General features: G+C 52.8%; 12 protein-coding genes. 3 read left to right on the top strand and 9 right to left on the bottom strand.

Annotation, left to right across the window (positions count from 1 at the left end; all coding sequences use genetic code 11):
- Window positions 1–64 precede the first annotated feature (64 nt).
- Entirely contained in the window at window positions 65–841 is a 777-nt protein-coding gene (locus DEF47_RS22290) for a formylglycine-generating enzyme family protein (RefSeq protein WP_041305831.1), read from the bottom strand.
- Window positions 842–922: 81 nt separating this feature from the next.
- On the opposite strand from DEF47_RS22290, the gene DEF47_RS22285 reads away from it, so the two are divergent.
- Window positions 923–1609 (top strand): ComEA family DNA-binding protein, encoded by a 687-nt coding sequence (locus tag DEF47_RS22285; protein ID WP_012189184.1) that lies wholly within the window; start codon window positions 923–925, stop codon window positions 1607–1609.
- Window positions 1610–1641: 32 nt separating this feature from the next.
- Here DEF47_RS22285 and thpR read toward each other — a convergent pair whose 3' ends face one another.
- The 8 genes from thpR to DEF47_RS22245 all read right to left on the bottom strand — a co-directional run bounded on the left by thpR (window position 1642) and on the right by DEF47_RS22245 (window position 10020).
- Window positions 1642–2229, bottom strand: coding sequence for an RNA 2',3'-cyclic phosphodiesterase (gene thpR, locus DEF47_RS22280; protein ID WP_012189185.1), 588 nt, complete (start codon window positions 2227–2229; stop codon window positions 1642–1644).
- Between the two features lie 15 nt (window positions 2230–2244).
- Window positions 2245–3699 (bottom strand): proton-conducting transporter transmembrane domain-containing protein, encoded by a 1455-nt coding sequence (locus DEF47_RS22275; RefSeq protein WP_012189186.1) that lies wholly within the window; start codon window positions 3697–3699, stop codon window positions 2245–2247.
- A complete protein-coding gene (locus tag DEF47_RS22270; RefSeq protein WP_012189187.1) occupies window positions 3696–4445 on the bottom strand; it encodes a hypothetical protein in 750 nt (249 codons plus the stop codon). The genes DEF47_RS22275 and DEF47_RS22270 overlap by 4 nt, the downstream gene beginning before the upstream one ends.
- A 40-nt stretch (window positions 4446–4485) precedes the next feature.
- The gene (locus DEF47_RS22265) at window positions 4486–6339 is read right to left on the bottom strand and encodes a hypothetical protein (RefSeq protein ID WP_012189188.1); all 1854 of its coding nucleotides are present in this window, start codon (window positions 6337–6339) and stop codon (window positions 4486–4488) included.
- A gap of 3 nt (window positions 6340–6342) precedes the next feature.
- Window positions 6343–7419 carry a hydrogenase large subunit gene (locus DEF47_RS22260; RefSeq protein WP_041305837.1) on the bottom strand — a complete coding sequence of 359 codons (1077 nt, stop codon included), beginning with the start codon at window positions 7417–7419 and terminating at the stop codon, window positions 6343–6345.
- 118 nt (window positions 7420–7537) lie between these two features.
- A complete protein-coding gene (locus DEF47_RS22255) occupies window positions 7538–8296 on the bottom strand; it encodes a sulfite exporter TauE/SafE family protein (RefSeq protein ID WP_012189190.1) in 759 nt (252 codons plus the stop codon).
- Window positions 8297–8317: 21 nt separating this feature from the next.
- Window positions 8318–8629, bottom strand: coding sequence for a rhodanese-like domain-containing protein (locus tag DEF47_RS22250; protein WP_012189191.1), 312 nt, complete (start codon window positions 8627–8629; stop codon window positions 8318–8320).
- Entirely contained in the window at window positions 8626–10020 is a 1395-nt protein-coding gene (locus DEF47_RS22245; RefSeq protein ID WP_012189192.1) for an MBL fold metallo-hydrolase, read from the bottom strand. Before DEF47_RS22245 ends, DEF47_RS22250 begins: the two co-directional genes overlap by 4 nt.
- 88 nt (window positions 10021–10108) lie before the next feature.
- Between DEF47_RS22245 and DEF47_RS22240 the strand changes: the two genes are divergently transcribed.
- A complete protein-coding gene (locus DEF47_RS22240; protein ID WP_012189193.1) occupies window positions 10109–10777 on the top strand; it encodes an RNA polymerase sigma factor in 669 nt (222 codons plus the stop codon).
- A gap of 240 nt (window positions 10778–11017) precedes the next feature.
- Window positions 11018–12289: tetratricopeptide repeat protein (locus tag DEF47_RS22235; RefSeq protein WP_287045352.1), on the top strand; the 1272-nt coding region annotated here is incomplete at its 3' end.

Below are 12289 nucleotides of genomic sequence, written 5' to 3'. Positions count from 1 at the left end.
CCCGTGAATAGCCTGCGATTATACCACGCTTTTGGCTTTTTTTTCGATTGAATTGAGCCAGTATTTAATCACTCTCTAGCAAGCTATAGGCCAGCCGAAAGCCCAATAAATGGGTTGAACGCTCGGGATGCAGGCGGAAACGACAGGTATTGCGGGCAAAATGGCCGGGGTTACCCCAACAACCGCCGCGCATAATCCGCCGTCGATCAGCCTCTGGCGCTGGTTGGCGAGCTTCGCGGCCATCATCAGCATTATAGGGATACGATTTTTGCAGCGAACTTGTCCATTCCCAAATATTGCCCGCCAGATCGTAAACCCCGAATGGGCTGGCTGCTTGGGGATAACTGCCAACCGGAGCTAAGCCGCCGCGCATGCTTTCTTTGATATTCATCATTGTTGAGTCAGCCTGATCGCCCCAAGGATAGATCCGCGTATCATCGCCACGTGCAGCGCGTTCCCACTCGGCCTCGCTAGGCAAGCGCAAAGCCAAATTAACTTCGCTGCTGAGCCAATCGCAACATGCTACCGCTTCATCCCAAGTTACATCAACCACTGGATAGTCGGCTAATTCGGCAGGTGGTTGCGAACCATGCCAGACAATTGGCGCACGCTGGCCTGAATGCTTGATCCATTCGGCATATAGGGCGTTGGTTACCGGAACTTGGGCCATGGCAAAGGCGGCAATTTCGACTGGATGCTGGGGCGCTTCTTCCGCATATGACTCACGCGTGCCACCAAAACGTTTAGCCAAATCACTTAATTGCTCGTTAGGCGTGCCCATTAGCACGATGCCCCGTGGAATTGGGCAAAACTTGGGCAAGAGATCACGAATTTGCTTCAATTGGGCTTCCTTCATGCCAAAAAATGCTTGTTTGTGGCTCTAAAGATACCAGATTTTGCATACTGATCGAAAGGAGTTTGTATGTTGCAACAGATTCGTTGGCAATGGCTGGTGGGTTTGGCAGTCGCTGCTGTATTGGGCTGGAATCTTTGGCAATCGACGGCTAGTGCTGGCTCGGAAAGCGAGCAGGCCTTGAGTTTGTGGCCGACCACCAGCCCAACCGCTGAGCCAACTCTCGAATCGATAACCCCAACTTTGGAGCTGACCCCAACTCTCGCCGTGGCCGAAGCGACCCCAACCGTGGCACTGCTAGCGGCTTATATCAGCGGGGCGGTTGCCAAGCCTGGAGTCTACGATTTACCGCTTGGCGCACGAATTGATGATTTGGTGCAGGCGGCTGGTGGCTTGGATTCCGAGGCTGATTCACAGGCCTTGAATTTAGCGGCCTATTTGCAAGATGCCCAGCATGTGCATGTGCCAGTGGTTGGCGAAACTCCCGCACCGACAACTCAGCCAACTGCCGAACCACAGGCTATCGCGGTTGCTGCGCCAACTGCTAGTGCCCGCCAACCTACCTTGATCAACATTAACACCGCGAGTGCTGCTGAGCTAGAAAGCCTGCCCAAAATTGGTCAAGCGATCGCCCAGCGAATTGTGGCCTATCGTGAGGAGAATGGCCCTTTTACAACTATTGAGGCGCTACAAGAGGTCAAGGGGATTGGGGCAAGCACTTTTGCTGAAATTGAGCCATTCATTACGATTGAATAATTGCTTTGATCTTGATGATTGAACCATGCATTTTAGGTTGATGCTTGGTTAAGCTGCCATGTCACTAAAGTTTGGTAGCTGCTGGCTTGAGGTTGGCTTATGCTGCGTATAAGTTGACAAGTTGGGTAGATCGCTGGTGTTGCTGGCCATTGGCTGGCTTGCAATTGGCTTGATAATTGTTCAATTTGGTGTTTGGTTAAACGCTCTTTGCTGTAGCCCAAGGTGATGTGGGGATGCCATGGGCGGGTTTCGGCAATGATGCCAATGTGGCTGCTGCACCCAACGACTGCTTGTTGAAGTTGCAGCAAATCGTTGGGCCATTGCTCAAAACCTGCCCAGACGACTTGCGGTTGGCTGGCATTGGGAAAATAACCCCATGTATTGCAATTGAGGGTTGGTGCAGTTTGCTGTGTGAGGGCATGATTTAGCTTGGTTTGTAAATCGGGCAATAATTCAACCGCTAGATTGCCCAAAAATTGCAAGGTTAAATGCAGATTTTCGGGCTTGCTCCAACGAATTGGCAAGCCCAATTGCTGTAATTCGGCTTGGATCGCCAAGAGTTGCGCCTGAATTGGCTCGGGCAAATCGAGCGCCATAAAACACCGCCATTGCTCGCTCATAGGCAATCCTTGGGCTTAGAGGAATTGTACAAATGTTAGGCCGCGAACTGCTTCAATAATTGGGTCGAGTACCAACGGCGGGTACAAGCCAATCATTAAGCAAACTCCTAGCAAAGCCACGGCCACAGCGGTTGCGCCGAGTGGTTCGGTGCGTTGTGGCGGTGGTGGTGGTAGCCCCAAGCCGCGAAAATCGGTTAAATCTTCTTCGGGCATGGCCGCTGGCGCACGACCCAAGAAATGGTCACGCAAGACCAAGGCAAAAGCATAGGCTCCCAACATCGTGGCAATCAACAAGGCGATTAGATAGCCGCGACCTTCCTCGGCAGCCCCTTGGTAGAGCAAGGTGCGGCTGGCAAAGCCATTGAATGGTGGAATGCCGAGTAAGGCCAAAACGCCACAAATAAACACGCCACTGGCCCATGGCCGCCGCCGCAACCAACCATCGCCAGCCGCTGCCCGCGTCGGTTCAGGCCGTTCTAGTAGTGCTACGGCTGTCCACAGCACCACACTCAAAACTAATTGATTGAAGGCTTGAAACAGCGCTCCGGTCAAGCCAGTCGTCGAGGAAACCACGCCGAACAGCATCATACCACTGTCGGAAATTAACAGCATGGCCAAAAAGCGCCGTAATGATGGTCGTTCGTGGATGGCCAACAAACTACCGCCAATCGCCGAGCCAAGCGCGAAAAAGCGTACCAAGCGCAAACGCCCAGGATCAAGCGTCAACAAGCCGGGCGCGAGCAAAAATTGGAAGGCTGAAACCAAGAACAGCAATGCTGCCAAGTTGATCATGCCAATCAAGATGCCGACCAAGGGCGGCGAATCTTCCAGCAAATCGGGCAGCCAACTATGAAACGGAATAATTGCTAAGCGCAGGCTGATGCCGACGATCAACAAGGCCAATAATGGCCGTGCTAATGAGGTGGTGCTCAACCGATCAGGGGTATTTTCGAGGTCAGCTAGCACAAAACATAAAGCCAGCAAAACCCCTGCCAACAGCATCAACACCAAGTAGCGCAAACCGCTGCCAATCGCTCGACCACGCAGCAAGGTTGGGCTGCCAATCGGCAAATCGACTTGGGCTAGAATAATCGCCAAACCCGTGGCCAGCAGCAACAGCGTGATCAAAAATGGCGATTGTACGTCGATCGTCAGTGCCGCGTTGATCAAACTAAAAATGATCAGGCCAATGACGACGAAATTTTCGCCGTGCGCAACCCGCGTTGCCACAATAAAGGTAATTGCAAAGCTGCCTGCGACCGCCAATAAAAACAAGCGGTTGATTTCGCGGACAGTCATGCTTACGCCAACGATGCTCAGTGGCTGGTCAACTGGCACCTGCCAAATCACCCAACCGAGCAAAATAGTTGTGCCAATTGCCAAAATTTGCGCCAACCCTTGTTGTTGGCGCAAGCCAAAACAGACCGCCGCCATGACCAATGGCAAGCAAAACATCAGCAAAAAGGTCATTTCAGGCGCTCCGTTTCACTGAGATTCAAGGTTTTGAAGCGACCATAGAGCAAGCCGCTGAGGTAGGCAATCGCCAAAGCCAAGAGCAAGGTAACCAAACTGAGCGTTCCCAAGGCCAGAATATTAATCCGGTTGGCCAAGGTGGTGTAGAGCAAATCGAGGCCACTGAGGCAGAGCAACAAGCCTAGCCCAATTTTCAAAATATCGGTTGCAAGTACCAAGCTAATTAAGCCAATAAAAACTTGCCAATACCACATAAAATCGATCGCCCGTGCCAAACCCACTTGGTCGGGATACATTTCGACCGCCAAGGGCAACACGCGTGGCAAGAAGAAACTGGCCAAGCCTACCAACACAGTTGACCAGATTGGCACAATGTAATCGCCAACTTTGCGATTTTCTTGGCTGCTGGCTCGTTGAGCTACCCGCGCAGCCCGCCGTAGTTCAGCCAAGGAAAATTCATCGAGATCTTCCAGCCCATATTCGCGAGAAAAGGTTAGCGCGGTAATGCCAAGAATGATCGCCACGCCGATGCCAGTAATTAATTTGATAAACACCAGCGAGCTAAACTGCCGCCCAGCAATCACCAAATCGGGCACGACAAATTGCTGTTGGGCAATAAACAAGCCTTGGGCGATATAATTAACCAAGACCGCAATCAGGCTAAAGCGCCAATCGCGCATAATTGCGATGACTGCGCCGCTGGCTACCAGCAACGTAATTAAAATCCAGATGGTGATTGTCATAGGCTGTTTATGCTCGTCACGGCGAGTGACCAAGCTTCCTCTATTGCATTAATAACAAGACAATTGTTAGGGCCGCGATTAGAATTCCAGTCAGATAGTAGCGCCCGCTAAAGAATTGCAAAACCCAAGCGATCCGGCTGCTGAGGCCTTGCAAGATGCCATGGCTTTGCCGCAAAGCTGGTCGTGGATTGCCCAAAACGGCAAGGCCACTCAGCATACGGCTGCTCGCTGCTGGTAAATGAGCTGTGCCATCATCACGATCGGGCTGTTCGCCACCATTCCAAGGCATAATTGCCTGACGTTGTGAGCGAAAACAGCCAAAGAGCAACAGCATAAAACCAAGCACCAAACTGCCGCGCAAACCCCAGCTCATGCTCCCAAGATCATCCATTGGGCTAGGCACTGCTTGCAAGGTGCGTAAGGCTGGTTGCAACAACCAAACTAAAACTTCGGGAGCCAAACTCAGGCCAATCAAGGGCAAGCTCAAGCCGAGCAATAAGCCATCGTTGGCGCGACCAGCATCAACTGGGGTTACAGGGCGTTGGGGATCGACCCGCCAAAACAGCGCATTCGAGCCAATAAACGAGAGCAAGAGCAAGCCACTGCTGACGAAAAAGACTCCCATGCTCCAACCACCCGCGCCCGTATAATCCATTAGCCAGCGGCGTGCACAAAAGCTTGGTAAGGCGGGCAAGCCAACAGCGGCGGCGGTGGCAAGGGCATAGGCTAAACCAGCAGCGCGTAATGGTGCGCCCAAGGCTGGTTGTTTGGCGATCAGGTCGCTGCCACTGCGGCGCTCCAACGTACCCAAGGCCATGGCTCCGAGCATTGTTGCCACCAAGGTTGTCACTGTGATCGTGAGAGTTGCCATCACCACGGCGGTGTTATGTTCGCCGCCGAGTGGCAGATTTGGCTCGTAGCGACCCAAAGCCATGGCGACATTGCCCCATTGCGCGACGGCTTGCCAGCCAACCAAGGGGCCGAAACGGGTCGCTCGTAAGGCATAGGCTGCGCCCACGATGCTGGCCAAAGCACCAACATAGCTCAAGGCTGCAAACCATGCTTCCGGCCATGTGCCAAGATTCAGCCCGAAGAAACGTAAAAATGTGTAGACCGCCAAAACTGGCACGCCAGCACTGATGATCAAGCCATGCAACGCTGGAGTCGTATCTTCATCGTCGCTCAGCACGCGACCAAATGGCGGGAAGCCGAGCGCAATGCCTACGCCCACTGCCAGCGGCAACCATGTGCGCAAATATTGACCAACTCCAATGTCGGCCATCACAAACGAGCCATCAAGCACATCTTCAGGGCGTACCGATTGACTAAGCACGGCGACCAAAATGGCAAAGCCACTTAATCCGCTCATTCCCAAGGCTGAAGGTGTGCGTTGATCATCGCTGCCCACGACTTGACGAGCCAGTGTGCTGCCCAACAAGGCCAAGCCCCAGCCAAAAGCCAACAGCAGCAAATCGCCAGCTAAAATGCCCAGCAAACTGCCAAACACCATAATTGCGATGCCCGACCAGAGCCGACCGTAACCAACCAAGCCGCGTCCCAAGGCCAAAGCCAAGTGGGCAAAGCCAATGCTGGCGAGCAATAAGGTGATTGCCGCAAATAGTAAGCTCAAGCCATCAAGATGCAAGGTCAGCAGCGAACGCATCAGTGGGTTGGGGCCAACGCCATAACTGCTGAGCCAAGCGCGTTGCCCAACATCGAGCGGTAAATCGCCTTGGGCGAGCCACCAAACGATTGCCAGTGCTACCAGGGTCAAGCCACTGGCGATTAAACCCAACAAGCGCGTGCGCAAACGCTGACCAGTCAACCAACTGACCAAAGCGATGATCATCATCAGCCCAAAGGGCGCAAGGGTGAGGAGTGTTTGTCCGTTCATGCGTTATTCTTCGCTACAGGCAGTGCAAGCACTAGCCGAGGCGATAATTAAGGGTGCGTCGTCGATGTTCATTCCGGCCAAGATGGTGCGGGCAATCAAGCGATCAAATTGGCGTGGTGCGTCAATCCGCACACTGGTTAATTTGACCCCGTTGCTTTGGACGGTATAGCGTAGCGTGCCCCGCGCCGATTCGATATTCGAGGTGACGCTGCCTTGAGGTACGCTATCGGGCGCGTTGCCAGCCCAATCGCCGCTAGGCAAATTGGCCAGCACCCGAATTGCCAATTTAAGGCTTTCAAAGGCTTCTAGCGAGAAAATCACCAATCGGGCATAAACGTCGCCACGCTCTTGGGTTACACGGCTGGGTGGAAATTGCGCATAAGCACCATAGGCGCGATCAATTCGGGCATCAAAGCCGATGCCTGCGGCTCGCGCCATTGGCCCACGCACCCCGAATTGTTCGGCAGCCTCGCGACTGAGCACGCCAACACCCACACAGCGCCGCAAAACCCCGCGATGATCGATAAAGCGATCAACGAAGCGATACATCAAGCGTTCGAGGCGACGAAATTGCAACGCCATCGATTCTTGTTCGGTGCTGCTGAGATCTTGGCGCACGCCACCTGGCACAATATAGTTGGGCGGCGAACTCGTGCCGCATAAGTGTTGCATGACTTCAAATAAGCCATGATGCAGTTTTTGCACATGCTCAGCATCGCGTTGCAAGCCCAAAATTGTCAGCACTTCTTTCATCGTGCTGAGATGGACGGTGGCGCGTTCGACTTCGCAGGCGAGCAAGCGTAAGGCAGCAGCTCGCTCCGAAGCATTAATTTTAAGCAATTGTTCGAGTGCCAAGCAAAAACCCAATGAGTGGGCATGGCTATCAGCGGCACAAATATGGCTCACAAGGTGTAATCCCTGAGGAATGGTGGTGCGCGTCAAACGCTCGCTAATGCCGCGATTGGTGTAGCCATCACGAAATTCAACATCAGCAATCTGTTCGCCCTCAACCCGTAAGACCATGCGCATCGGGGTTTGCCAGTCGGGGTGAAACGGGCCAAGCGGTAAAACGTAGCTCAAACTCAATGCCTCACACAGATCACGAACCATCAACCCTGCCGATTATAGCATAGGCTTCTCGATACTGTGGAATTGTTTGGCAAATGGCGCTCCTGCCGCAACAACAGCGCCATTGCAATTAAGCTAAGGGGAAGTTTTTAATCACGAGGAAGATGCCGAGAGCAATCACGAAGAAGGCAAAGCTGCGTTGCAGGGTTTGAACTTGGACTTTTTGAGCGAAACGGGTTCCTAGTAAATTGCCAATCACGCCGCCGCTAATAATCAAGCCAATCAGCGTCCAATCAAAATGGCTGCCCTGCAAATGGCCCAAAATGCCAGCGCTACTATTTAATGCAATCACAATCAGCGATGAGCTAATGGCGGTGCGCATTGGCATATGCAGCAATAATACCAAAGCTGGTACGATCAAAAATCCACCGCCAACGCCCAAAAATCCGGTCAAAAAGCCCACGCCTAGCCCGCCCATAACCACTGCTGGCCATGCGATCGCTTGTTCGTCGGTTTTGGCTTGAACTTTGGGCCGCAACATCATACTGCCGATGATCAGCATCAGGCTACCAAACATCGTCAATAGCCAAACCTCTGGAATATATTGCGAAACTCGTGCGCCCAAAAAGGCTGCGCCCAAGCCGATGCCACCAAATACAAAGGCATGGCGCAACATACATGGGCCACGCCGACAATTCAGCCATGCCCCAAAGGCGGCGTTCAGGCCAACAATCACCAATGAACTGGTGGTTGCGTCGTGAGCGCTTAGCCCAAGCACATAGACCAAGGCTGGCACGGTCAAAATTGAGCCGCCACCGCCCAACATTCCCAAGGTGAGGCCGATGCTAGCGCCGACCAGCAGCGCTAGCACAATCAAACTTATACTCATGATCTGGTTGGTATCCTCTTGCTAGCGTTCTTCGGGTAGGCCAGCTTTGCTCCAAGCCAGCATGCCGCCACGGGTGTTGTAGATGTTGTTCCAGCCATTGCTTGCGAGCCATTGGGCGGCCATGCTGCTGCGTTGGCCTGAACGACAAACCACCACGACTGGCAGATCATGCGGGATTTGGTTGCGATAATTGTTGAGTTGGCTCAAGGGCATTAAATTGCTGCCTTTGATATGGCCCGTGGCATATTCAGCTGGCTCACGCACATCGATCAAAAAGATCGTTTGTTGGTTGGCCCACACTTGTAGTTCTTGCACACTTAATTCGTTGATCATACGTGACGCTCCTTTTTCAATTGATACCAACCATTCCAGCCGTCGCTCATCTCAACCATGGCTTGGCTGAAATGTGGTTTGAGCAAACTCATGGCAATTGGCGAACGCCCACCCGCCTGACAATGCACGATCAACGGTTGATCATTGGGAATTTCGGCCAGGCGCTTGGGTAATTCATTCAATGGAATATTGACCGCCTTAGCTCCGTGACCGTTGGCATATTCTTCGGGCGTGCGCACATCGAGCACAAACGCCTGGTCAAGTTGTTCGCTCAAATTGGCGGCTGGCACCCGTTGATAGCTTTGGCTTGGGTTGGTTTTGAGCCATTCGGTTAGCATATCGGGCGTGATATAGCCTTCGATTTGGTCGATGCCGATCATGCTTAGCTCGGTTTGGGCAGTTTTGGCCGCTTCGGCAGTGCCAATTAACACAACCTTGCTTGCGACCGGCACAAACCAACCGGCCCAGCGATTGAGCATCGCGCCGCTGGTCAGGCTGAGTGCGCCTGGAATGCTGGCTTGAGCAAAATCATTGGCCGAACGTAAATCAACAACCAACCGATTATCAAGCTTAATTTCGGCAAGGCTGAGGGCTGGCAAACGTTGCGGGCGCAACTCAGGACCATCGCGGTTGATGCGCTTCATCGCGGCGAAATAGGGCGGTGGCGTTGGCTGACCATCGAGCACTGCGGCCACAAAATCAGCCTCGTTCTGCTGTTTGAAGGCCCAATTAACTTTCTTTTCGTAGCCCAAGGTACTTTGCGGCACAGCTCCCAGTGCTTTGCCACAAGCGCTGCCCGAACCATGGCCTGGCCAAACTTGCAAGAAATCGGGCAAGGAAGCGATGCGCTGCAACGATTTAAACAAATCTTTGGCTCCGGCCTCGCTGGTGCCTTGAATCCCAGCGGCTTTTTCGAGCAAGTCAGGGCGGCCAACATCGCCAGCAAACAACAAATCGCCTGTGAAAATACCCATTGGTTCATCGCCAGCAGGCGTGTCGGTGAGCATAAAAATCACATGTTCTGGCGTATGGCCTGGGGTATGCAAGACCTCGATCTTCAAATTGCCAACCATCCAGCTATCGCCATCGTTGATCAACTGCACATTGGGGTTGCTGCTGGCAAAAGCATATTGCCAAGCTGCTGTGCCTGCTGCCGAAAGATACAGTTTTGCGCCCGTAATTTGCGCCAGCTCGCGGCTGCCCGAGACAAAATCGGCGTGAATATGGGTTTCGGTGATTGCGCTAATCCGCAAACCAGCCGCTTGCGCTGCATTCAAATACACTGCACTATCACGATGGGGATCAATGACCAAAGCTTCGCCAGTTTTTTGGCAACCGACTAAATAACTTGCTTGGGCTAAACCATCGTGATACAACCGTTGGAAAAACATAGACAACCCTCCATTTTGCTGTTACATATTCTTGATGCGTTTGCTTGTACAATGGTTACATGGATTGGTTTGCAGTTAAGGAATTGCGATGCAAAAGCCATGGGAAATTGATGCCACCTACTATCAAGAGGAATCAGAGTTGATTCAGGCCTTGCGGCGGCGTGAGCGCATGGCTTGTACTTGCCTGCTAAAACGCTATGCTTCACGTTTGTATCATGTGGCCCTCCGCATGGTCGGTGATGCCGATGAAGCCGAAGATGTAATTCAAGAGAGCTTTATTGAAGCCTGTCGTAAAATCGAGCAATATCGTGGTGATGGTGCCTTGGGCGCGTGGCTCCAACGAATTGTAGTCAATGCCTGTTTTATGCGGTTGCGGCGTAAGCGAGCACAAACCGTGCCAATCGACGAGCAGTTTGATTTGGAGAGTGCCAGCCCACGGCCTGAATTATGGGTTTTGGATCGCGAGTTGAGTGCTGAATTACGCAGCGCGATCGAGCAATTGCCCGAAAGCTTGCGGACGGCCTTGATTGCCCGTGATATTGAGCATTACAGCACCGAGGAAGCCGCCAATTTATTGCAGATAACACCCTCGGCATTGAAAGTGCGGTTACATCGAGCGCGTGCGGCCTTGCGCGACATTTTGGCTCAAGGCAGCGAAACGGCTGAGCCAGCGATCGATCATCTGACTGATCAGATGTTGGAAACACTATGCACCGCTGAACCTAGCCCGTCAATAGCCCGCCAGTCATCGAAATAGCCCGATACGATCCCTCACCCCCAACCCCTCTCCCACTGCGGCAGGAGAGGGAAGAACCACGGCTGATTCCCCCTCTCCCGCGTGTGGGATGAAGGGGCTAGGGGGTGAGGGCATGAAGATTGACTGCATCTGCACCACAGCTTTTCGATCATCTCATTGATCTATCACCTTTGCATCATTGTTGGGTAACGCATGAGTTACTACAGTGCAGCTAACCCCAATTAATGCTGCGGAGAGCTGATGATGCAGATTGCCCGAATGAGTTTGTTGGCGCTATTGGTTGCTGCATTGAGTGCATGTACTGCAACTACCACCAACGTTTCGTCACTTGAAACGACCACGCCACTTGCACTTGCAACCCCTACCCTGCCACCGGAAACTGCTACTCCGGTTGTTGCCGCTACGACGACGGTTAGTACAACCACTGAGCTGCTGTTGCGTGCCCAGCCAATTGATTATTGTGAGTCTGGTGCGCCGACTCGTGGCTGTGGCAAGCCCTTAGCGTTGCAAATTGCCGACTATCTTCAGCGCCATCCTGATGATCCCCAAGCACTGGCGTTGTGGCGACGAATCATCAGCATTGGTCAGCCCACACAGGAAATCGGGGGGGACGATCCGCAGCAGATGGATACTACATGGGCTTATGATGGCTGGACTGAGGCAGAATTTTTGGCGCTTGATTTACCCAGCAAGTTGACGGTAGGCCAACCAAGCTTAGAAATTGACCAACTCACAATTATGCCCACCAACTTGGATGGCGATGCAACCCAAGATTATCTGCTTTATGCGAGAATTTCTGGTACGCATCCCAAGCTAGGCAAACTTCGTTGGATGCGTTGGCAGCATGGGCGTTGGGTTGGTGAGCAGATCTTGAGTTTCAACAATGATTCAGGGGCGCAGGTTGAACTTGGTGATGTTACTGGCGATGCTCAACCAGAGTTGCTGGTGCGCTCAAGCGGTTGCGGCTCCGCTTGTTCTGGTCGGACGTATGGTTGGACTTGGCGTGATGGCGTGGCGTGGCAATTATTTCCCGACTGGGCCGATACCGGCGATTTGAGCATAAGCCAAAATAGTCCGACCCTCAGCGTTAGTAGCCCTGATGCCAATTATCGCTTTGATGGGCAGTATTTAAGCCCGGCTGAATTGGCGTTGCCAACAGGAACATACTCGCATACGATTGGCGCTCAGATGCGCCATGCCCAAGGCTTGTTAGTGCTTGGCCGCTTTGATGAAGCCATTATGTGGCTCGAACGTGCTGCAAATCAGGCCGATGGTAGTGCCTATTTTGGCTACAAAACCACATTCAAGGATGCGCGGCCTGTTGCGCTCTTTCGGATTGGCGCGATTCATCTACTCAATCACAATCCGCTGGCGGCACAGGCAGCATGGGCGCAAGTCATCCAGCGCTTTCCGCACTCGCTGGCAGCGGCAGCAGTGCAAAAATTTAGTCTTTCTAGTTTTAATGGCTCGATTACTCAATGGTGTAGCCTGCTAGATACTGAACGTCCATTG

The sequence above is a fragment of the Herpetosiphon sp. genome (genome assembly GCF_003512625.1).
Lineage (GTDB): Bacteria > Chloroflexota > Chloroflexia > Chloroflexales > Herpetosiphonaceae > Herpetosiphon > Herpetosiphon aurantiacus.
Note: the sequence above shows the minus strand (reverse complement) of the source record. Positions and strands in the feature narration are given on the sequence as shown.

What these genes read in the sequence shown, in the direction of transcription:
- DEF47_RS22285 (WP_012189184.1), top strand. Translation starts at nt 923, where the DNA reads ATGTTGCAACAGATTCGTTGGCAATGGCTGGTGGGTTTGGCAGTCGCT.
- thpR (WP_012189185.1), bottom strand. Translation starts at nt 2,229, where the DNA reads ATGAGCGAGCAATGGCGGTGTTTTATGGCGCTCGATTTGCCCGAGCCA.
- DEF47_RS22275 (WP_012189186.1), bottom strand. Translation starts at nt 3,699, where the DNA reads ATGACCTTTTTGCTGATGTTTTGCTTGCCATTGGTCATGGCGGCGGTC.
- DEF47_RS22270 (WP_012189187.1), bottom strand. Translation starts at nt 4,445, where the DNA reads ATGACAATCACCATCTGGATTTTAATTACGTTGCTGGTAGCCAGCGGC.
- DEF47_RS22265 (WP_012189188.1), bottom strand. Translation starts at nt 6,339, where the DNA reads ATGAACGGACAAACACTCCTCACCCTTGCGCCCTTTGGGCTGATGATG.
- DEF47_RS22255 (WP_012189190.1), bottom strand. Translation starts at nt 8,296, where the DNA reads ATGAGTATAAGTTTGATTGTGCTAGCGCTGCTGGTCGGCGCTAGCATC.
- DEF47_RS22250 (WP_012189191.1), bottom strand. Translation starts at nt 8,629, where the DNA reads ATGATCAACGAATTAAGTGTGCAAGAACTACAAGTGTGGGCCAACCAA.
- DEF47_RS22245 (WP_012189192.1), bottom strand. Translation starts at nt 10,020, where the DNA reads ATGTTTTTCCAACGGTTGTATCACGATGGTTTAGCCCAAGCAAGTTAT.
- DEF47_RS22240 (WP_012189193.1), top strand. Translation starts at nt 10,109, where the DNA reads ATGCAAAAGCCATGGGAAATTGATGCCACCTACTATCAAGAGGAATCA.